This is a genomic window from Edwardsiella anguillarum ET080813, assembly GCF_000264765.2.
Lineage (GTDB): Bacteria > Pseudomonadota > Gammaproteobacteria > Enterobacterales > Enterobacteriaceae > Edwardsiella > Edwardsiella anguillarum.
Genome location: NZ_CP006664.1, coordinates 516686 through 538187, shown reverse-complemented (window position 1 = coordinate 538187; position 21502 = coordinate 516686). Strand labels below are relative to the sequence as shown.

Sequence of the window (21502 nt, the reverse complement as noted above, 5' to 3'; positions counted from 1 at the left end):
CAGCCTGCGTTAACGCGCCTGACAGGGTGTCACCCGGCTTGAAGATGAAGATGACCATGACGAGTTTCCAGATTACCATCATAAAAATATTACCGGTTACCGGTCTGCTCGCAGGCGCTGCCTGGGCGGCGCCCTCCCTTCCGACAGATACGCTGGCCAGCAATCACCGTGGGCTGGCGCAGGGCGCTGTCGCCACCCAGACGCTGGCACACAATGATATGACGCTGGCACAGAACAATGCGACGCTGGCCATGGCGCATGGCATGTCGCTGGCTTCCGGGGTCCCGCTGGCCCGCTCCCGCTACGGCAAAATCCTGACCCCCAGCCCGATGGCGATTACCCTGGTGATCCCCCAGGTGGATGAGGCCCGCTTTGAGGGGGAGCTTGCCCTGGATAGCGTGCGTATCGACGACAGCGCCGCGGTGGCGGCGTTTTTATCCCGCGCCGGGCTGAGCCAGAAACAGGCAGACGAGGTGGCCCGACAGTTTGCGGCCGGGGTGGCCCACGACAGCCGCTGTAAGGGCAGCCGGGCGACCTGTGTCCTCAGCAGCGAGGGGATGGCCGTCGTGATCGACTATTATGCGCGTCAGGTCCGTCTTTTCTTTGCCCCCGCCTACTTTGCCCGCGAGACGCGCCAGGTTGAATATCTGCAGGGAGATGGGGGAAAAAAGGTGCTGGTCAACCATGCCAGCCTCTTTGCCAACCGCTATGCGAATCAGGGCAACAGCCTCTATGCCCGCGACTATGGCCTGTGGGGGCTGCCCGGCGGCTTTCTGAAATACGATGCCTACGTCACCGACCGGGACTATGGCATCAATGCGCTGAACTATGTCTATCAATACCAGTGGTTCAAGGCACAGCTGGGCGCGGTCGACAACAGCTACGACTTTAACCCCTCGGCGCAGCGCAGCCTGTTTAAAAACAGTCAGATGACCGGCCTCCTGCTCGGTAACTCCGCGGAGATGCAGGTGCGGAGCCAGAACGATCGCCATTACACCTACTACGCCCCGCTGCCGGGGGTGCTGGAGGTGTGGCGCGACGATAAACTGCTGCTGCGCCGCGGCGTCAACGCCGGCATGGGGGAGCTTGCCTACCAAAGCCTGCCGACGGGGATCTATCAGGCACGAGTTGTCATCAAGGGGTTGAATGATGAGCTGTTTTCCGACCAGTCCCTGCTGCTGGTCAACGATGGCCCGACCCTGGAGGGGGTCAGCACCCACCTCAGCGTCGGACGCCTGGACGATCATGCCTATTACGGTAACGCCTGGATGGGCGAGCTGGGCGTCACGGTACCGCTGGGCGATATCGTCAGCCTGTCTGGGCTGACCGGCTATGCCGACCGTGAGTTTCTGGGCACCTTGGGGGCTGATATCCGCAGCAGCAGCCTCACCCTATCGCTGCTGCAGACCCTGGGCAGCCAGGGGTATCAGAAGAGCGATCTGGTCGCCACCTACTACCCGCTCTCGCTGCAATACACCCGTGAGCGCTACCGTCAGCGCGAGCGTCCCTTCGTCCGCACCCTGCCGGGCGCGGTGGAGCCTGACGACGTGCTGCAGCCCAGCCTGATCCCGGACTATCTGGACCAGCTCCCCGGCACGTCGACCAACCGCGAAAACCTGCTGGCCAACTACAGCGTAGCCCTGCATCAGGACCATACGCTGCAGCTTGGCTACCAGTTTTTCCGCGAGCAGTCCCAGCGGAGCCAATACTATACGCTGTCGCTGTTCAGCCGCTTACCCTGGAATATCAATCTCACCGCCAGCCTCAACTACGCCCGGAACGACCTCTGGAGCGCCTCGGTGGGGCTCTCGGTGCCGATAGGCAGCCTGCAGGCCAGCAGCTACTACTCGCAGCAAAACGCGGGTCGCTGGCGCAGCCAGAACACCCTGAACTATAGCCAGAGTCTGGCGGAGGCGTGGCTGGTTAACCTGCAGGGTGGCCAGCAGTTCTCCGACAGCGGCGCGCAGAGCACCTTCTCGGCCGGTGCGCAATACCGGGGCAACGCGGATGTCCGTGCGCAGGTCTATCTGGCCAGCGATCAGTCGGGTGCAGCCGGCAGCCTCGATGTGCAGTCCAGCCAGCTGATCGCCTCAGACGGGATATCGTTTCAGCGGCCGGATGCGCTGAGTCAACAGGCTTTTCTGCGCCTGCCGGCAGAGGAGAAAGGGGCGGTGTCGGTGGCGCTGAAAGAGCAGAGCAGCGGGATGACCCGCTACTACACGGAGGGCGGGGGGAAAATCATCGCCCTGCCGGCCTACAGCCGTTACCAGCTGGATGAGCGGCTGATTGGCGGGAGCCGTGTCTTTGACAACCATCAGTCGCGTTATCAGCAGCAGATCGATCTGCTGCCCGGGCGTTTGGTCGATACCACGCGCGCGGTATTGCCGGTGCGCAATCAGGCCATACGGGTCCGGCAGCAGGGCAATGGGGTGGATCAACTGCGCTGTGAGGGGGCCGGCTGCGTTGGGGTACAGCGGATACAGAGCGGCCTATTTATGCTGCAGCTGCACCCCACCGGGGCGATTACCCTGCTGTCTGAGGGGCGGCCATGCGCCTCGCTCTCTTCGGCGCTGCAGCTGCCGGCGGATCAACTACCCATCGTGGAGTGTAAGAGTGAATAAACGTCAGGTAAGCGTGGGGATCGGGTTAAGCCTCGGGCTGTGGCTGAGCGGTGCGGCGCAGGGCTTTGTCGTGAGCAATGGCGGCTATACGCTGGAGGAGAGCCTGGAGCTGAGCGCGCATATCGATATGGGCAGCCATGTTGTGCAGCCGGTGCAGGTGATAAGTCAGACGCCCCTGTTTCAGCAGGTGGCGTATGACGCGCGGCGCCATCGTTTTGAGGATATGGGTATCGCCCTGCGGGCGATAGGCGAACAGAACAGCCAGCCGCTGCTGCTGGAGATCGTGAACGACCAGTACCAGTGTGCGTCCCTCTCCCAGACGTTGTACACGCCGTTTACGTTGGCAGCCGTCAACCAGGGATATCGCTACGGCGTCGAAACAGGGGGGCGGTCGGTTGCCCGGCTGGATAGCTCTGGCCCCCGCCAGCACCGTTTTGAGCCGGGAGAGTGGCAGCGCGCGGGGGATGTGGCGGGTATCGCGGCAAATCGTTTTATTCTGGACTTCTATCTCCGCGTGGTTCTGCCGGAACTCTCGCAGGTTCCCGTGGGCGGGGTGGGGGTGCCGATAGTCTGCAGCGGGCAGGTTACCCTGCTGGTGAGCGTGCCGCTCTGAGAGGTATCGCGGCCCTGAGCCGGCGGTGTGATGTTATATCAGGAGGAAGTATGTATTGCATAATAGGGGAAAGGCTGCTGCGTTATCTGATGTATGGCGTTTTAGCGCTGTCGTTGATGGCAAAGAGCCACGCTATCGGGGTGAATCTCACTATTTATAATAATCAGGAGATACGGATTGACTCTGGAGACTCTCCAGAGATCCTGAGCGACGGTGTGCTGCAAGTTAAGGATAATTACCCTGAGTTATCGGGGTTTGTTCTGTCGGATCTCGGCTCAACCCAAAGCAACTTGGTGCGCAGAACCAGCCTGTTCAGCGTCACCCTGACCGGGGCGCGCTACGGCAGGTCGATAACCCTGCGGGCCAAGCTGGGCAGGACGATCTACCGACAAGACTCTTATGTACAATCCTTTACCATAGGACATACCTCTGAGAATAATGGGTGTGCCAATATCCAGCCGCGGGATACAAACCAAACACAGGGCTCCGGTAAATTTGTTATTATTGACCCGGGCAGTCATGATTTTACGGCGGACTGTAGTGCAAGGACCTTTTCTGATATTTATAGAAGTAGCGATATTCGTCCTGTGTTTACCTTTGGGGATGCCAGAGTGGTATGGCTGGATATCGATACCCTGACAGCTAGCGTTGCCTGGCAATCGCTGCCGCCTGATGTTTATAACGGTAGCGTCAGTTTAAATCTGGAGCACATGAATAATATCGATACTGGCAGAATTAAAGATCTAAATACCACCACCACCGTCTCGATACGCAAGCTGCCCTATTTTAGCGGGCTATCCGTGCCCTCAACCAATGTGGCATTCAACACGAGCTATACCCAGGATCAGGTGGTAGGCTACGCCTCCACGCCGCTGATTTTACAGGGGTTATTCGATCCTAACTTTGGCCGGATACGCTTTAGCCTGCGCTCTGATAATCAGTTCTCCCTGGGTAATGCTGATGGCAGAAGGATAGCTTATCAGGCAGTATTGAACCATGGGACACGGCAGTATCCCTTAAATAAGGATGCGGCCAGCACGGCGCCCATCGAGATAGCCAGTTTAAATAATGTAAATCAACTCCCGTTAAACTTGACATTTCAATTTAATCAAGACAAATCCAGCTTAACCAATGGGGTCTATCGTGATAGAGTGACACTCATTGCTGAGTTGCCTCTGCTGTGATTAATAATCAATACTCTTATTTCTTAAAGCAACATGATTATTTTAGTGCATAAGTTTTTTTCAGATTTAAGGATAGGAAATGACGAAAATTTACTTATCTGGCCCTTGCTGTTATGAGTTGCATGGATTGTATAGTGAGTTAAGTAGCATGAGATATCCCGTGAGCCTATGGGATAGATAGAAACCACACCAAATTCTACTAATTGGATGCATCACCTAACAGGATTGTTTTTATCCACGTATTCATATTCAGCTGTGACAGGAAGATCGGCTTGTTAACAATAAGAAATCTACCGTACTTATTGCTAGAAAGGATTGAAATTGTGCAGAAAATATTCCCCGTAGACATGCTTGTACAGATCGCTTTATCAATATTTTTCCTGATCTATAAGAGGATTACGATATATTATGCCAAAGTGACCATAGATACTTACCGATGTAAAAATGGCCACTATATCCTAAACGGCTTGCTCTGAAGTGGAGTATCCTATCAATGGCTAGCTATATCGCCATAAAGCTGATTTGTTGCCTTTTAGGCTTATATGCCAATTTAGATTTGTGGTAAATGTAAATAGCCGATATGTGTCGCCGCTTTTACAGGCGTTTGGGTCAGGCTGCACAGCTGGTATGCGCTGCTGCATAAAATATTGGCTTGGTGATTTAAAATAAATGGTTGGTTAGTTTCACCATGCCCAAATTCTGGATAGTAATAAACAGGATAGTTAACTCGATCAGCGAACTGTTTTATCACATATCGGTAAAGATATTTTTCTTCGTCGGATGCATTTTGCCCGTAAAACTGCCCAAAAATAATGGCGCGTGGATGGAGTTTCTTGCTGAACTCTATCTGATGCAAGGTGCGGTCAAGTTGTTTCGCCGTTACTCCAGTATCTTCTAGGATCACTATTTTATCGGAATAGTTGCCCTCATAAATAGTGGAAAACAAGGACTGCACTAGAGTCAGGTTCCCACCATCTAGTTTACCGCTTACTATTTTTACAGCCTGACTATTCATCGGCTCGATACCTGTATAATTAATTCCATGAGATAGTGTATCAAAAACTTCATTTAGGCTACTGTTCATGCTGATTTTCTTACTTTTATCAATCTCATGCATTTCTTTATTATAAGATGCCAGCACCCCGTGCACGCTTGGCCACTTCAGATCATGATTAATAAAGCTATGAATAGCTGTTACGTCGCTGAATCCGATGATGATTTTGGGTGTGGATGTTGAAATTCGAAGCCGGTTTGCATGCAGAGCTGGGTATAGGTTGAGTGCCCCCGAACCTCCTCTAACAAACCAGAGGTATTGTACATTGTTGTCACTGAGAGCGTTAATGAGAGTCTGCGCCCGTTTTTCATCAGTGTTGACGTAACCCAACCTGTTAGGCTTCTGGTTGAGATATCGTTTGTCAACAGAGTAACACTGGCGAGAAAATGCTGTCTCAATCTCAGGAATGATGTTTTCATCATATTGCGATGAACTTGAAATCAGGAATACCGTTCCCTTTTGACTGGAACAGTCTTTTCGCTCATACGCTTCTAGCGGGGAAACCGTTTTTTTCACAGTGGTCAGTGAGGTGCTCGCACATCCAGACAGGAAAAGCAAAAGGATGAGGGGTGTGATTTCTTTTGATATTTTTTCTTTTATCTTAATCATAGACTTCCTTAATGATAAGGTTAACTTTTATTCAGCCATATTGATATATATTACTTTGACCTGTACTTTTTCCACTTAAAATCTCCTGCATCATAAGTGTTGTTGACTAAATGTGCAACTATGATTGTGCTAGTGCAAAGTTGCTTATTTTTTAGTTTAATTAAATTTAATAATAGATGGCTATTCAGGAAGATAGTGTTAACTGTGACGTTGCTAAAAAATCGAGCTTTGAACCTACTCATGAAAAGTGTGCTGGATGCAAAGCGAGGTTATGTTTTCGAAATTGGTCCAGGCTTAGTTCTCATGCACTATAGCGGCGTTAGCGATTGTAATCACATTCAATATAATTAAACAACAGTATTCGTACCAGTTAAATGCTAGTGAACGCTATTGCCACTTCAGGAAAGCGCGATTTATATGTGTTTCTGGTTTCAGTCCTTAGATAAGAGTTACCTTAGGGCAATCGCTAGGGAAACATCCTCTTGCCTTGCCTTGCCTTGCCTTGCCTGACCATTCTATATAATATTTTACCGCTGAGCTTACCGTTATTGGTGCAGCCAAATAAAACCCATCTCTTTCTCTGTCCAGATTTCGGAGCCTTGCATCATCGAGGTAGCAGAGATGCAATACCTATTAGGTATTTACGGGCCAGTCAGTCAGCTGGTTTTCAGAACATAATACGATCGATATAATTGAACACTTTGATCTTAAAATTAACGAACTGGTAAAATACTGCTCAGCCTTTCAATTTCTGGTTGAGTTGCTCAACCATATCGACTTTGCTTCCACTGTAATCGCCCGATAATAGCGCCGCCAGTGATGCCGCGAAATTTCTAGGCTGTGTCCCTCGGGATCGTCGTGACCATCCACATGTTGCCGTAACGACTTCGTTTACGGATGAGCCGATGACCAAAAAATATAAAGCCATAATTAACATGGGTGATCCTTGTCTTGCCCATGTTTAGCTTGAGCGCTGCCTTCGAGCACACCCCAGCATTCTTCCCTGATAACTTTCGTCTGTGCTTTGATGCCTTTGACATAAGTATAAAGTCATCGGCATTCCGGCAGTATGCCACCCTACGGAGCACCTTCACTGGCGCCCGAAAGATAGCGGCATCGCTATGTCCCGCCTTGATGGTTTCCCACAGCAAGGTTATGCAACGTGCATCACTGATCCTACGATGGGCAACTGGCATCAGTAGTTGATGGTGTACGGTGTCGAAGTCGTTGGACAGGTCACCTTAAATAACCTCGCGTCCTCGGGTTTCTTCACCATCTGTGAGTTGTATTTCGCCGTGCGGATCGCGTGCTGGACACGGCGTCCAGACCACTCGGCTATTCGTTGTTGATGAGACCGGTTACCTGCTGTTTAGCAAAGAAAAGACCAATTTGTACTTCCTGTTTGTCGCACGATGTTATGAATCAGGTAGCCTGGTTTGACTAATCATCTGTCGTTTACGCAGCGCTCCGGCACGTTTGGATATAATGGAACGTTAACGGTAACCATTCTGTTATCGTCTACTATATGGTGCCCATATCGTACAGTTCGAGGGCTAAAGTTGCCGTCAGGAAGATAGAGCAAAGATGATCAACTGAAGAGATAGATGCAAGTTGACGTTTCTGTGTAATCATAATTAGGAGACCTCTTTATTTTTACATAGTAGGGATAAATTCAGTTTGTATTGATATTTATGCCAAAACTGATCTATTCAACAAAACTTCGCGTGAGCTCAATAATATTAACCATTGTTAAAAATAAATTTTGATTTAAATATAGTACTATCTATTAATTAATATTCTATAATTTAAAAATGGGAATGATGCATAAATATATTGATATACAATCCTTGTAACTATTTATGAGTGGTTTTTGATGTGAGCTTTTGAGTGCTTTATCTAAATCAAGTTAGTCAGTAGTTGATTAAAATAAAGGATAGTATGCTAACAAAAATAAGTTATTTTATATTTATCTATGATTTTTCTGATGTGCATGGATTGTAATTCTGTGAAAATAAATACACTCAGGATTATAATCTTGAAAAATAAATTGCAACTAATCTGTTAGCATGATATCAAATGAATTAATAGTCGGTTTATATGGATATATATATGACTAAAATTAATATAAATGAAAATGTTCTATTTGCAGCAACAGATAGAATTGACTGGGCTTTTGATAATTTTTCTAGTGTTTGTGTGTCATTTTCAGGTGGGAAAGACTCCACTGTGCTATTTCATTTGGCAGGGTATGTAGCTAGAAAGAAAAAAAAGAAATTCAGTGTGTTATTTATAGATTGGGAGGTGCAGTTTAACTATACAATAAATCATATTAAAAGAATGCTTGAATTATATATGGATGTTATACTCGATGTCTATTGGGTAGCTCTACCTCTCAAAACAGTAAACGGTGTATCTCAGTTTCAACCAGAATGGATATGCTGGGAGTCAGATACTTCGTGGGTTAGAACTCCACCGTCTTTCTCTATTACAGGACATGATTATTTCCCTTTTTATAAATATGGTATGACATTTGAGGAGTTTGTTTCTAAATTTTCCAATTGGCTCGCAGGGCATAATTCTTTAATAACTTTAACGGGTGTTAGAACTGATGAGTCACTGAATCGATATATGGGGCTAGTATCAAATCGGAAGTTAAGATATGCCGATGATAAACCTTGGACAACGGCATCTCTAGAGGGGTTCTATTATACTGGATATCCGCTATACGATTGGAAAGCAAAAGATATATGGGTCTACCATAGGAAAACAAAACTGCCATATAATGAGTTATATAATCTGATGTATCAAGCAGGTGTTCCAATAAACTCAATGCGTATATGTGAACCATTTGGTCCAGAACAACGTAAGGGGTTATGGTTATATTATATTCTAGAGCCTGATACTTGGCGTCTAGTATGTAATAGAGTTTCTGGTGCGCACAGTGGTGCTATATATGGTAATCAAAGTGGGGATTTTTATGCATTAAGGAAAATAAATAAGCCAAACACTTTATCTTGGCGAGAGTATGCTTTATTCTTGCTTGACAACATGCCTCCAGCAACTGCTGAACATTATCGTTGTAAAATATCTATCTATTTGAAATGGCATAAAGAGCGGGAATATCCTATAAATATTCCAGACTTGCAAGACAAAGATCTGGATATTAAAGATATACCATCATGGAGACGAATTTGTAAAGTTATAATAAAAAATGATTATTGGTGTAAGATGCTTTCGTTTAGCCCTAAGTCTAATAAATCATAATATAAACATATTAATAGAAGACAAAAGAAACGACTAAAATGGAAGATGCTATGATTGACGTTAATAAAATTATTGCTAGTATAAAATATTTTTTCTCAGGATATTTCACTTGATGAAAAAATGGCTGCATTAAATTTAATACGAAAAACTTTTCATAATGAAAGCCCGTTTTCATCTGAGCCTATTGATTTTGTACTATGGGTAAAAGATAAGTTAATTGATGAAAATGATTACAATCCAAATAATATGGCATCAGTAGAAAACAATGTATTAAAAGAATCATTGAATATAGATGGCTTTACGTAGCCAATAATTGTATATAAAGAAAATAGTGAGTTCAATATAGTTGATGGCTATCATCGCTATAAGATTAATTCAAAATTAAATGGCTGAAACAATCGATTTAAAGATTACATACCTATAGCAATAATAAAACAAGAAAATGCTGATAGAGTGTTTAGAATTATATCAACTATTAGGCATAATAGAGCTAGAGGTCAACATCAAATTGCATTGATGTCAAATGTAGTTAAAGAGTTATATTTGTTGGGTTTGGATGATGAGAAAATTAGCTTTAATCTCGGAATGGATAGGGATGAGGTGCTGCGGCTTAAACAAATAAATGGAATCACAGAGATCTTTGCTGAAGATAAATTTAGCGAAGCATGGACAGTTAAGTAGTTATCCTGTAAAAAGCATGGGTTATATATTCCATGCTTTTTGATTTTGTCCATTCAAGGTATATTCAGCGTCATTAATCATCATAAGTTTACCCAGTCTTCCAGTAATAGGCCTGGCACTTCTTCAAACTCCCGTTTATTATTCGTCACCAAAATCGCTCCAGCAGCGATGGCGTGTCCGGCGCTCGCCGTGTTGTTCGGGCTAAATAGCTGCGCGGAATAGTAGATCACTTTGAGGGAACTCAGCCCGGATTGTGCGATCCGATCAATCGCCAAACCAATCAAAATCACCAACCGGACTGTGCGATGTCGATCATAGCACCCATTCCCCGAACTGAACGATGCCTGATGCAGAAAACTATCCATAAAACGCGTGACAAAAACCATGCCGCAGGCTGACCGCCATGCTGATGCTGCATCGGGGCGACCGCGTCAGCAACGTTGCCAGAACGCTCTGCTGCGCCCGCTCATCGGTGGGACGCTGGATTAACTGGTTCACGCTGTTGGGTATTGAAGGACTGAAATCATTACCCGCAGGGTGTTCCCGCCGTTGGCCGTCCGAGCATATCTGCTCGCTGTTACGCGAGCTGGTAAAACACTCTCCCGGCGATTTTGGCTACCAGCGTTCACGCTGGAGTACAGAACTTCTGGCAATAAAAAATCAACGAGATAACCGGATGCCAGTGACATGCCGGAACCGTTCGCCGCTGGTTGCCCTCTGCGGCTCTGGTATGGCGCAGGGCAGCACCAACCCTGGGTATCCGCGCCCCGCATAAGGATGAAAAGATAGCGGCAATCCATAAAGCGCTGGGCGGATGCAGCGCAGAGAATCCCGTCTTTTATGAGGGGGAAGTGGATATCTATCTTAATCCCAAAATCGGTGCGGAGTGGCAGGTACGCGGACAACAAAAATGCGTGGTAACACCAGGGCAGAATGAAAAATACTATCTGGCCGGAGCGCTGCACTGCGGTACGGGCAAAGTCAGCTATGTGGGCGGTAACCGCAAAAGCTCAGCCTTATTTGTCAGCTTGTTAAAGCATCTTAAAGCGATGTACCGGCGGGCAAAAACGATAACGCTCATCGTGGATAGTTACCGCTAAACAGCGTATGCAGTTTTCGATGTCTGAGATCGAAGTGGTCGTAATATTGGACGGGAATATTTAACTATTGGGAGCAATCATGGACCAACGGGAGCATTTGCATAGAAACTTACTGTTTTAGTAATGACCGAGTCGCTGATATAAGTGCCAACAACTGGCGCTATAAAAACGAGGGTTTTTGAGAAAACCACATCAACATATTGATATTAATAGGATGGTGTTGTAACTATCTAATGTTCTTGATCATTTCTATCTGCATGAGTTTTGATAATAAAAGCTGCTGCTGGTTCACTCGAGCCAGTTATAGCGCAAAACCTTAAATTCTTGCTCGGATGCTCCCATAGCGCCATACACCACCAATTGGATCGGTAAACCTCCAGGCGCCACTGGTTGAATCTGCCACCGGCGCGGGTCAATCATCGAGAAGGATATCCGTGCGGCGCCGGCGCCGTACGGCATCGACCCCGCGGGAGGCCGGCGCGCTCCCTCGCAGCGCATGGCCGCAGGCGCGGCGCGTCAGGGCAGGAGGCGGGGCAGCTGGTCGGCGATGGCTTCCATCACCGCCTGTACCCGGTGCGGCAGAGTGCTGCGCTGGCGGTAAATCAGGTAGCTGTTCATCGATAGGCCGTCGGCGTGGGCGAGACAGGCGCGCAGGGTACCCGCCTGCAGGTCGGCGGCCACCGCGTAGAAGGGCGCATAGAGCAGCCCGATCCCCTGGCGGGCCAGCTCGATCGCCGGCAGTAGATTGTCGCAGATGCAGACGCCGCTGACCTCGCTCTGCTGGAGATGGCCCTGCGCGTCGGGAAAGTGCCAGCGGTTGCGCTGCCCGCCGAGCATGCTGAGGGTGATGCAGGCGTGTCCCTCCAGATCGGCGGCCTGGTCCAGCGTCAGCGGACGACGGGCCAGATACGCCGGCGCGGCGAAGATCCCTATGCGAAAGTTGACCAGCGGGCGAGCGATCAGGCTTTCGTTCTGCGGCTGAAAGGGGCTGATCAGCAGATCGCAGTCGCTGTCGAAGATGGCGCCGTACTGACGCTCGGTGGCGCTGGGGTTCCGGGTGCGCAGATCGAGGATCAGACCGGGCATGTCGCGCTGCAGTGCGGGGAGCAGATGGTGGGCCAGCAGCGCGTGGATAGCGATGGGCGCGCCAAGCGTCACGCCGCCCTGCAGGCTGCGCTTGTAGCTGTCGGAGAAGCTCTGCAGGGCGCGATGCTGCTCCAGCATGAGCTCGGCCTGGGCCAGGAAGCGCTGGCCGAATTCGCTGGGGACCAGCCCCTGCCGATGGCGGACAAACAGCGCCAGCCCCAGGCGGCGCTCTAGGCTGCCCAGGGCGCGCGACACGTTGGGCTGCGGCATATGCAGCAGCTGTGCCGCCCGGGTGACGCTGCCCTGGCCGGCGATTGCCAGGGCGATGCGCAGTTCATCAAACTTATAATCTTTCATAGAGTGGTCCTACAGGGGTATATCAAAAATGATATCTATGTTTAGCAAAAATACCAGATGATGGCCTCTGGCGGGCAGATTATGATGGCGGCGAAAGATAACCGCTGCATGACTTTTCCCCGCCCCCTGGCGGGGGTTTTTTTAATGTCATCAAGGTATTATCCGAACGGTTTCTCAGCGGCGTCGCGCGCATCTATCCGTGGGCCACCGCGGCGTCTGGCGTGTGCTACGCTGTTATTATTCCGCCGCGTCGGCGGTGGAATTAGGGAGGGGGCCTCTGACGTCCGTCTGGGGCGCGAGCGAGGCCGGCGGGCGTTCCGACTCCCCGCCGGAAAATAACGTGTCTGATGGTAAAGAGAATAAACAAGAGGGGATACAGCCTGTTATTGCGGCAGGCTGGCGGCACCGCTGCGTCTTATTACCGCGCTGCTTCTTCGCGCGTATTGCGGCATCGAACGGGCAACTCAGGTGTTATTTAAGGATCGGTAGAATATGAAACGATTGAATAGTAAGGTCATTGGCTGTGTCATGCTGCCGGCGCTGCTGCTGTTGGCCGGCTGCGCATCCAAGGTGCCGGAGAAGGACCAGTACGGCAATTATTTTACCCCCTATGAAAACGTCACCCGGGGAACGACGGCGTCGGGCCAGCCGGTGCTGTACTGGCGGGCGCCCGGGATGGATATGAAGCAGTTTAACAGCCTGATCTATCAGCCGGTGATCTATGCGCCGCGCCCGAAGCCAACGGCGCAGATCAGCCAGAGCACGCTGGATCAGATCCTGGCATACGCCAACGTTAAGGTGAAGGCGGCGTTGGCCAGCCACTACCCGCTGGTGGATAGGCCGACCGGTAAGACGCTGATCTTCCGCGGGGCGATCACCGCCATCGACACGACGAAGCAGGGGCTGCAGTTTTATGAGGTGTTGCCGGTGACGCTGCTGATCGCCGGGACGCAGGCCGCGACGGGGCACCGTACGCTGGAGAGCGCCATCTATCTGCAGGCGGAGTTTATCGATGCGGCGACCCATAAGCCGGTATTGAAGGTGGTGCGTAAGATCGCCGGTAATCCGCTGCGCAACGATCAGACCCCGCTGACGCTGCAGGATATGCAGCCGGCCCTGAATGCGCTGGCGAGCGACATCCGGGCCTATAACGGCTTTGGCTCCTGACGCTCTCCGCCGCGGTGGCTATGGAGGGCCCGCGGCGCGGGCCCTTCGTTTTTAGGCGTCGGTCGGCGCCGGGGCGGACTGCGCCGCGGCGGCGCGCTGGGTACGGATACGCTTGACCAGCAGACCGGAGACCATGATCCCCAGACAGGCAAAGCAGGCCATCAGGGCAAACACGATCTGATACCCGCGCAGCCCGGGATAGGCATCCAGCAGATGACCGTACAGGCTAAAGCAGAACATGGCCGGGGCGTAGCCGATAAAGCTGCCCAGCGCCATGGCGGCGCCGGTGTGCGCCTCGTCAATCCGCGCTTCGCCGATAGGGGCGAAGAAGACGGCGCGCTGGGTGAACACGATGGCGCCGAACCCCAGGGTACACATCATGCCAAGGTATACCGGCATCTTCTCATGGGGCAGCACGATCAGCAGCAGCAGCGTTAGTACACTGATAATAAAGGTGTAAAAAAGGTAGCGGCTCGGTGAGCGGAGAATCTTATCGGCGATCAGTCCGCCGATGGGACCGCCGACCATTTTTAGGCAATACTGGTTGATGATGCCATAGGCGCCGACCAGCGCGATAGGCAGGGCATAGACGGTGCTCAGGAACGGAATAAAGAAGGTCAGCCCGCAGTAGACGGCGTAGACGCAGAAGACGCTGAAGGCGATCAGCCAGACCGTCTTGTCCTTCAATACGCTGCCGATGCCCGGTTTGGCCTGCTCGGGCTTAGCGACGGGGGCAGAGGGCGCATCGCCGTCTGAGCGGAGGACGAACAGGATCAGGATGCCGATCACGATGGCGCAGCCGGCGTAGAACAGGATCCCCGCCTTAAACCCCAGGTAGCCGCTGCCGAATCCGGCGAAGATCGCCAGCGCGGAAAAGGCGATGATAGTATCGACCACGCCGCGTCCGGTCTCAAAGAAGCCGAACAGACGCCCCTGTTGGGTATTATCGCCCAGCAGACTGACGGACTTGAGCAGCACCGGCCAGTTGAGCATGTCGCAGGTCACGCCGAACAGCGCCCAGACGAACAGGATCCCCCAGTAGCCCGGCATGGTGCTCAGGTACAGGCCGAGCAGGCCGGTGGCGATCAGCGAAAAGGACATGGTGTATTTGCGCGGCAGGCGGTCGGAAAAATAGATCGAGAGAAAAAATCCGATGGTGGTGACAATCGAGTTCACCGACATCGCATTGCCGATCTCACCGTTGCTTAGGTGGAAATATTGCTGCATTGGAATATAGAACGCATCTTTTAACGACGGCAGTTTATAAATCGTGCCACCGCACAGCATTAATAGACTGAAGATAGCCCATTTTCTTTTCGTTAGCATAAAGTCCCCCCGACACACATAAAAATGTATGGCATGGCGTTATGTAGGGTCGACAGGCATCCTTACTCCCGAAGGAATAATTCGCGCTGACGCTGCGGAATAAATTAAAAAATAATAATGGCGCTCAATTAATTAAATTTAAGGCTTCCCGCTTGATATCCTGAACCAGCGTGCGGACATAGTGGATTTGATTCAGCGCATCCTGCTGCTCCTGCGCCAGGCGCTGCGCCAGATCGCGCTGAGGGAGCGGAGTTTCGCTCATCGCGCGCCACGGGATCCAGGGATCCGCGCCCTCGTCGGCAAAGCGCAGCGGCGGGGCGTAGTAGTCGACCTCCTCCTCCAGCCCATAGGCGGTGACCTGCGGCTGCGTTTCGCCCAGGCAGATCAGCTCGGTCAGCAGCTGGCGCATGGGCATCTCCCCCTGACCGGAGATACAGGCCTGGTGCCCGAGCCCGCGGGCCTCGCGGGTGATCCGCGCGTCCTTGATGTGCACCTGGGTGACATGGGGCGCCATCGTGCTCAGGGCCGGCAGCGGCTCTTCGTTGGCGTTGATCATGTTGGCAAAGTCGAACAGCAGGGTGAGGGCGGGAAAATCGCTTTCGGCGATCAGCGCCGCCAGCTCGTGGCTTTTCAGATCCTCATGCTGCTCTAGGGTAAAGCTGAGTCCGCTGTGCCGGTGATGCCGGCGCAGCGTCTGGATATCGGCGCGAATTTGGCTCAGCACCTGACTCAGGGCGCCCTCATAGCGTGGGTAGAAGCGCACCGAGCTGGCGCCGCAGCCCTCGGCGATGCCGATCGCCTGCGCCAGGGTATCGCGATCTGAGGCGCTGGTTTCAATGTGAATATCCAGCCCCAGCCGACGCGCCGCGGCGCCAAAGCGGGTCAGCCTCCCGGGGCTGGCGTGAGCCAGCGAGCGGCTTTCCCCATCCAGCACGTGAATCTTTACGCCGTGCAGCCCCTGTCGGTGGGCGATCTCCAGCAGATCCTCGGGAAGGATTCGCTCCAGGCGCATATTCAGGTGGTAAGCGTAGGCGTGCAGATACAGCGGTAGCGTGTCGGCACGCGCAGCGATTTTTTTAGCCTGTTCGGGTGTCATTGGAATTGCCTTATAGGTCGATATAAAAATCTACGGATTCAAAACGCCAGTATTCGATGTCAATCTGCAGGATATTGCGCAGCATATCGGCGCGGAACTTCTCCACCTGGATCGCCGGCGTCGTGCAGTTGCCGCCGATGACGCGGCTGGCCTCGGCGTTCAGCCGCGTCGGCTTGAAGGCCAGATGGCGGGTGACCGTCGGGCGCTGGTAGTGCTGGTTCCATACGTCGGCAAAGGCGCTCTCGCCCAGATGATCGATAAAGTCGGGGGCGACCCGCGGGTTGATATAGGTTTCGTGATAGAACACCTTGTGGCCGTCCAGGGCTCCCCAGCCGCGAATACGGTACAGCCCTTGCTGCGGGTCGGCCTGCAGCAGCGACTGCATTCGCGGCGGCGCATCCAGCACCCGCCGCTTTTCCAGGTAGCCCCAGGAGGGCACGCGCCCCTGTTCGATGGCGGCCTGCTTATAGCTGGTCGCCTCATTGGGGTTGTAGTTAAAGCGCGGCAGGGCGACAAACCAACCGCGGCGATCTTTGCGGAAGATTTTGGATTCGCCCTCCAGATTGAGCAGCGCCTGACGCAGGGTCATCCGCTTGATGCCGAGCAGCTCGCTGAGCTCGCGCTCCGAGGGAAGCTTGCCGCCGGCACCGATCATGCCATTGTCAATCCATTGATTGAGCTGCTCTTTGGCCAGCTCGACGGTAGAAACGGTTTCCATGATGTAATCCATTTGGTTTAAACCAGATTTGAATAAACTACCGTTACGCGTCTGAACAGACAATAGACACGGCGGGAGAGTGTGATGAAGTGTGAGGCTTCTCGCAGAAGTCACCGGGGGGCGCCGCGGCGGCGGCGCCCGAGCGCCGGCTTAGAACAGGCTGGCGCAGACGTTGATCGACAGACCGAGGATGGCCATGTTGAACACGAAGGAGATCACCGACTGCAGCAGGACAATTTTGCGCATCTCCTGAGATCCGACGCAGACGTCGGCGGTCTGCGAGGCGACGGCGATGGTGAACGAGAAGTACATAAAGTCCCAGTAGGAGGGCGCCTGGATCTTGTCGGGAAACAGCAGCCAGGGATCGTCTGCCCTGGGGTTGGCGTAGAACACATGGGCGTAGTGCATAGTAAAGCCCATCGGCAGCAGCAGCCAGGAGGAGAGCAGCGTAGATCCGGTGATGATGAAGTGCAGGATCTTTTGGTGGCCGCTGATCTGCCCGGCGGTGGCCAGCTCCAGAAACAGCACCAGCACGCTGATGCAGCAGCCGATGACGACGAAGAAGATCACCATCTTGGCGCTCTCATCCTCTAGCCGGGTGATTTTGCGGATATCGTGGGCCCTGCGGTTGACGATTTTGGCCAGCAAAAAGAGGATGTACAGCCAGGCGAAGACGTTCCAGCCAAACATCAGGCGGATTGCCGGGGAGAAAAAGGGCGTAAGGCAGAGGTAGATGACGGTGGCCATCAGTATGGAAAAGAGAAAGCGCGGCCGCCCATGTAGATAGTGCCTTATTTTACGGTAGCCGCGGGTTAAGCGTGGATTCATTCCAACATTGTTCCTGATTGCCAGAGAAGAGCATCTCTTTAATTTATCGTGGAAATATTGTTCATTTTAGCCGTTTTGAGGCTGTAAGGAAATTGTAACGATATGAATAATGCTTATGAGTAATCTAGTGTAGCGGCAGTACTGCTATGAATGTTGATGATGCTTTTTGATGTGATTGAATCACCAAGGATTTTAAAAGGCATCTCCTCGTCATTAAGATGATCTAACGCGAGGATCTCATGATAGGGAGCGTTATCTCAGGGTGTTTAACATTGAAGCCGTTAAGGCAGTGCTCCGTATCGTCCCGCTTTTCAGGTTGAATAAGGAGTTAGTCCCGGTCTGGATTGAGGAGGTTCAAATGCTGAGCCGTATCCGCAATGTCGGCACCCCTGCGGGGGTAAGCAGCCGTTGTCCGAAGCCTCCATCAGGTCAGCTTTTCTGCTGCGGATGATCTCCCTAGACAGTTAGTAGTGTGTGAAAAATGACTTTTCATACGCCTATCGATATAAATTATTGGCGGGAGGCGAGTAGAATAGTCGGGACGGGGAGCGGTTAGGCGCTCCAGCTGAAGCGGAGTAAAGGATAGCGTGTGGACGGCGCTGGGAGTGGCGTTGATGCGAACATATGATAGGGATGAATGGGCTGCTGCCGGGATGTATCCCGTGCGCTATTTTAGCCCAGGCTGGGGAATGGGCCTGACGAGGTTTGGACGCGGCATCCTTGGGTAAGAGCCTCTGCTGAGAGCGCTATATTCAGAAATGAGTGATCCGGTCGGGTGAAATAACCTACGAGATAGAATAATCCAGGTTATCCATCGGCGGGTAAAGTGGTTTGGCGCTAAAAGAGAAAATGGTCAACTTCATTTAGGATAAGCTCTCAGCGTGTCTTTAACGGTTTTTCCGTAAGTTAATCAATGATGATTGGATGATAATATGGTTACGATTTGCGTTGACGGGGAAAATAAAACCAATAAAATTTCAGATTGGACTTTATGGTCTGGATATGATAACCGAGAGGTTATGCTGACCTGTCATTTCCGTAGCGGAAAAAAATATACTCGTCCGCTTTCCGTATGCCAGATAACGCCGACTAGCACCCTGCACAATGTGTTTCTTGAACGGAAAGGATTTGCTATAACATCTCGGGCTGAGCGGGTTGTTCTCTATGGCAATAAATATGCAGTTGTTTACTATTCTGGAAATGAAAAACCCTACATTATGAAAACCGCTGGGATTAATTTTCAGACGTGTTCGAATTTTACAGAGCATGCCGTGTTTGACTATTTTTGTCGTATAGCTGAAGAGCGTATTAGTGATGCTCGTGGAAACGATAGGAGTATTGCTGAGAATGTCCTTCGTCAGATAAAGAGAATTGTTCCTCATCCTGATACGGCCTTGCATGCATACTGTTCAGGGCAGAGTAAAGAGCGTGATTTTTCGGAGAGTTTGATTTTCCCGTTCGGTCTTAATGAAAGTCAGTTGCTGGCAGTCGAACGGGCATTTTCTTCACAACTCTCTGTTATTGAAGGACCACCAGGAACCGGCAAAACGCAGACCATTCTTAATATTGTTGCTAATATATTGATTCAGAATAAAACAGTGGCAATTTTATCTAACAATAACACAGCTGTCAGTAATGTTTATGAAAAAATGGATAAGCAAGGGCTGGGATATCTGATAGCCCGGCTGGGGAGTTCAGAGAGTAGACAGCATTTCTTTTCTATGCCATCTTTGATTCCTGAAGAGAATTTATTAGATACTCCACCAATACATGTAATTGATGATGTGTTTCAACAGGTGAAAAAACATCTGAATGCGATTAATCAGGTTGCTCTGTTGAAAGCAGAAATTGACGAGCTGAGTGTTGAACATAAATACTTGCAGCAATGGCAGGGGGAAAACCATCTAGCGGAGGAGTCTTTTGCTCGTAGTTACCGATTGTCTTCTCGGAAAACGGCTGACCTGATGGCTTATATTCATTATCTCTCTGGACGGCGGATTGGGCTTAAAAATAGAATTGATTTGCTGCTGAATTTTAGGATTTTGAGAATAAAACCGCTGAATGATCAGGAGAAAAGGCTGGCAATTTTTACCTCGCTGCAACTTTCATTTTATGAAAAAGCCATCCAAGAAAAACAAGGCTCTCTAGATAAATATAATGAAATCTTGGCAGCGTCTGATTTTAATAATTTGTTGGATCAGCTTACATCGTTATCGATGATTTATTTAAAGTGGTGTTTGCGGAAGAGTATCCCACCAGAAAAGTCATTTGCTGCGGAAACATATAGAGATCACTTTGATCGTTTTATAAAACGCTTTCCTATTATCGGTAGTAGTACCCATTCTATTATTAATTCTATTGGAAAGGGCGCTATTCTTGATTATGTGATTATTGATGAGGCCTCTCAGCAGGATATTGTTCCAGGTATCTTAGGTCTAGGATGTGCCCGAAACGTGATTGTGGTCGGGGATCGCAAGCAGCTTCCGCATGTTCCTATAGTTAGCTCAAGCACTCCCCCAGCAGAATACTATGACTGTGTGAAGAACAGCCTTCTAGATTCTATCTGTATGCTTTTTCGGGAAACTACACCGGTAACGCTTCTGAAAGAACATTATCGTTGCCACCCTAAAATAATTCAATTCTGTAATAAGCAGTTTTATGACAATACACTGATTCCGCTGACGACAGACTCAGGGGAATCATCATTATCTTTGGTGATTACGGCAAAAGGAAACCATACTCGTAATTTTTCTAATTTCAGAGAGCTTGAGTCGATAGAGGGACATTACTGGGATGAAAAAAGTAGCAGAGGATACATTGCCCCCTATAATGCACAGATTAATTTAGCGGAAACTGTTCTGCCTGTTGATTTTGTGAAATCGACGGTGCATAAATTTCAAGGGAGAGAGTGTGATGAGATCGTTTTCTCAACCGTACTGGATAAAAAATGTAGCAGTCAGCAAAGTAGGAATATTATGTTTGTTGATGACCCTAATTTGGTGAACGTCGCGGTTTCCAGGGCTCGAAACAAATTTACATTGGTGACTGGAGATGGTGTTTTTGAAAGTCACGGCAAGCATATTGCTGCACTGATTCGTCATATTAAATATTATGCTAACGATGAAGATATTTTTGAGAGCCCAGTGATATCTGCATTTGACTTGCTGTATAGCGAATATGATAAATCACTGGAACGGTTGAATATTCAGTTGGATCCAGATGATTCGTGTTTTAAGTCAGAGCAGATTGTTGCTAGTCTGTTGCGGGATAAATTGTCACTGGATAGCTATCGAAGCATGATGTTCCATTCACAGATAGCGTTGAACCAGTTGGTGTCGTTGGAGCTAGGTGAATTTAGCCCTAGAGAACTGTCATTTATGCATAACCGGGCCAGCTGTGATTTTGTAATTTACTATAAGGTTGGTAAGACCCCGTTGGGTGTTATTGAAGTAGATGGCGGATATCATCTGGAAAGCTCACAGATTGAGCGCGATGAACTTAAGAACAGCATATTGAAGAAATGCAACCTGCCCCTGCTCAGACTATGTACGACCGACAGTAATATAGAAGGTAAACTGGGAACGTTTCTGTCAGGTCTATTGCACTAAAAATAAGTAAAAGAGCAAGGTAATGTGTTAATAAGTCGTTAGTGACGAAGCCTTGCCGGCAGCGGGGGATGAAGGAGAATTTACAGTATATTTCGGAGCGTCATGCAAATTCAGATGCGCTCCGGATAGTAGCTTGATGCGGAGAATGGTCGTTTCTGTTATTACGCAGCGGTGAGCATTTTTTCTAGTC

At 50.2% G+C, this 21502-nt stretch carries 12 protein-coding genes and 4 pseudogenes; 8 read left to right on the top strand and 8 right to left on the bottom strand.

Annotated elements, in window-relative coordinates:
* Positions 1-50 precede the first annotated feature (50 nt).
* Genes ETEE_RS02465 through ETEE_RS02455 form a run of 3 tightly spaced genes read left to right on the top strand, consistent with a single transcriptional unit; the run spans position 51 to position 4418 of the window.
* Complete coding sequence (locus tag ETEE_RS02465; RefSeq protein WP_038631693.1) at positions 51-2621, top strand: TcfC E-set like domain-containing protein; 2571 nt, start codon at positions 51-53, stop codon at positions 2619-2621.
* Positions 2614-3234 (top strand): hypothetical protein, encoded by a 621-nt coding sequence (locus ETEE_RS02460; RefSeq protein ID WP_038631187.1) that lies wholly within the window; start codon positions 2614-2616, stop codon positions 3232-3234. Before ETEE_RS02465 ends, ETEE_RS02460 begins: the two co-directional genes overlap by 8 nt.
* Before the next feature lie 50 nt (positions 3235-3284).
* Positions 3285-4418, top strand: coding sequence for a hypothetical protein (locus tag ETEE_RS02455; protein WP_034171902.1), 1134 nt, complete (start codon positions 3285-3287; stop codon positions 4416-4418).
* A 550-nt stretch (positions 4419-4968) separates the two neighbouring features.
* Here ETEE_RS02455 and ETEE_RS02445 read toward each other — a convergent pair.
* Both ETEE_RS02445 and ETEE_RS21760 read right to left on the bottom strand, forming a co-directional pair.
* Positions 4969-6081 carry an LD-carboxypeptidase gene (locus tag ETEE_RS02445; RefSeq protein ID WP_045424127.1) on the bottom strand — a complete coding sequence of 371 codons (1113 nt, stop codon included), beginning with the start codon at positions 6079-6081 and terminating at the stop codon, positions 4969-4971.
* 370 nt (positions 6082-6451) lie between these two features.
* Positions 6452-7402 (bottom strand): annotated as a pseudogene (locus ETEE_RS21760) (RNA-dependent RNA polymerase family protein); the annotation flags it as partial.
* A gap of 788 nt (positions 7403-8190) precedes the next feature.
* Here ETEE_RS21760 and ETEE_RS19690 point away from each other — a divergent pair.
* Both ETEE_RS19690 and ETEE_RS02435 read left to right on the top strand, forming a co-directional pair.
* Positions 8191-9345 carry a phosphoadenosine phosphosulfate reductase gene (locus tag ETEE_RS19690; RefSeq protein WP_095666538.1) on the top strand — a complete coding sequence of 385 codons (1155 nt, stop codon included), beginning with the start codon at positions 8191-8193 and terminating at the stop codon, positions 9343-9345.
* A gap of 87 nt (positions 9346-9432) precedes the next feature.
* Positions 9433-10026 (top strand): annotated as a pseudogene (locus ETEE_RS02435) (ParB N-terminal domain-containing protein).
* 80 nt (positions 10027-10106) lie between these two features.
* On the opposite strand, the pseudogene ETEE_RS20960 reads toward ETEE_RS02435, so the two are convergent.
* Positions 10107-10226: pseudogene (locus tag ETEE_RS20960) on the bottom strand (VapC toxin family PIN domain ribonuclease); the annotation flags it as partial.
* A 105-nt stretch (positions 10227-10331) separates the two neighbouring features.
* On the opposite strand from ETEE_RS20960, the pseudogene ETEE_RS02425 reads away from it, so the two are divergent.
* Positions 10332-11120, top strand: a pseudogene (locus ETEE_RS02425) (IS630 family transposase); the annotation flags it as partial.
* A 522-nt stretch (positions 11121-11642) separates the two neighbouring features.
* Here the strand turns inward: ETEE_RS02425 and ETEE_RS02420 are convergent.
* Positions 11643-12569, bottom strand: coding sequence for a LysR family transcriptional regulator (locus ETEE_RS02420; protein WP_034165914.1), 927 nt, complete (start codon positions 12567-12569; stop codon positions 11643-11645).
* A 492-nt stretch (positions 12570-13061) separates the two neighbouring features.
* Here ETEE_RS02420 and ETEE_RS02415 point away from each other — a divergent pair, with 492 nt between their 5' ends.
* Positions 13062-13736 carry a DUF3313 domain-containing protein gene (locus ETEE_RS02415; protein WP_034165915.1) on the top strand — a complete coding sequence of 225 codons (675 nt, stop codon included), beginning with the start codon at positions 13062-13064 and terminating at the stop codon, positions 13734-13736.
* A gap of 51 nt (positions 13737-13787) precedes the next feature.
* Here the strand turns inward: ETEE_RS02415 and ETEE_RS02410 are convergent, their stop codons facing one another.
* The 4 genes from ETEE_RS02410 to ETEE_RS02395 form a co-directional block, all read right to left on the bottom strand.
* The gene (locus ETEE_RS02410; RefSeq protein ID WP_034165916.1) at positions 13788-15062 is read right to left on the bottom strand and encodes an MFS transporter; all 1275 of its coding nucleotides are present in this window, start codon (positions 15060-15062) and stop codon (positions 13788-13790) included.
* Between the two features lie 124 nt (positions 15063-15186).
* Complete coding sequence (locus tag ETEE_RS02405) at positions 15187-16158, bottom strand: sugar phosphate isomerase/epimerase family protein (protein WP_034165917.1); 972 nt, start codon at positions 16156-16158, stop codon at positions 15187-15189.
* Positions 16159-16168: 10 nt separating this feature from the next.
* Positions 16169-16876 carry a GntR family transcriptional regulator gene (locus ETEE_RS02400; RefSeq protein ID WP_034165918.1) on the bottom strand — a complete coding sequence of 236 codons (708 nt, stop codon included), beginning with the start codon at positions 16874-16876 and terminating at the stop codon, positions 16169-16171.
* 150 nt (positions 16877-17026) lie between these two features.
* Positions 17027-17704 carry a DUF1345 domain-containing protein gene (locus ETEE_RS02395; RefSeq protein WP_034165919.1) on the bottom strand — a complete coding sequence of 226 codons (678 nt, stop codon included), beginning with the start codon at positions 17702-17704 and terminating at the stop codon, positions 17027-17029.
* 932 nt (positions 17705-18636) lie between these two features.
* Between ETEE_RS02395 and ETEE_RS02390 the strand changes: the two genes are divergently transcribed.
* Positions 18637-21312 (top strand): DEAD/DEAH box helicase, encoded by a 2676-nt coding sequence (locus ETEE_RS02390; protein ID WP_034165920.1) that lies wholly within the window; start codon positions 18637-18639, stop codon positions 21310-21312.
* Positions 21313-21502 lie beyond the last annotated feature (190 nt).

Excerpts from the sequence above, each read along its gene's own strand:
- ETEE_RS02465 (WP_038631693.1), top strand. The coding sequence starts at position 51 with ATGACCATGACGAGTTTCCAGATTACCATCATAAAAATATTACCGGTT.
- ETEE_RS02455 (WP_034171902.1), top strand. The coding sequence starts at position 3,285 with ATGTATTGCATAATAGGGGAAAGGCTGCTGCGTTATCTGATGTATGGC.
- ETEE_RS02445 (WP_045424127.1), bottom strand. The coding sequence starts at position 6,081 with ATGATTAAGATAAAAGAAAAAATATCAAAAGAAATCACACCCCTCATC.
- ETEE_RS19690 (WP_095666538.1), top strand. The coding sequence starts at position 8,191 with ATGACTAAAATTAATATAAATGAAAATGTTCTATTTGCAGCAACAGAT.
- ETEE_RS02420 (WP_034165914.1), bottom strand. The coding sequence starts at position 12,569 with ATGAAAGATTATAAGTTTGATGAACTGCGCATCGCCCTGGCAATCGCC.
- ETEE_RS02415 (WP_034165915.1), top strand. The coding sequence starts at position 13,062 with ATGAAACGATTGAATAGTAAGGTCATTGGCTGTGTCATGCTGCCGGCG.
- ETEE_RS02410 (WP_034165916.1), bottom strand. The coding sequence starts at position 15,062 with ATGCTAACGAAAAGAAAATGGGCTATCTTCAGTCTATTAATGCTGTGC.
- ETEE_RS02405 (WP_034165917.1), bottom strand. The coding sequence starts at position 16,158 with ATGACACCCGAACAGGCTAAAAAAATCGCTGCGCGTGCCGACACGCTA.
- ETEE_RS02400 (WP_034165918.1), bottom strand. The coding sequence starts at position 16,876 with ATGGAAACCGTTTCTACCGTCGAGCTGGCCAAAGAGCAGCTCAATCAA.
- ETEE_RS02395 (WP_034165919.1), bottom strand. The coding sequence starts at position 17,704 with ATGAATCCACGCTTAACCCGCGGCTACCGTAAAATAAGGCACTATCTA.
- ETEE_RS02390 (WP_034165920.1), top strand. The coding sequence starts at position 18,637 with ATGGTTACGATTTGCGTTGACGGGGAAAATAAAACCAATAAAATTTCA.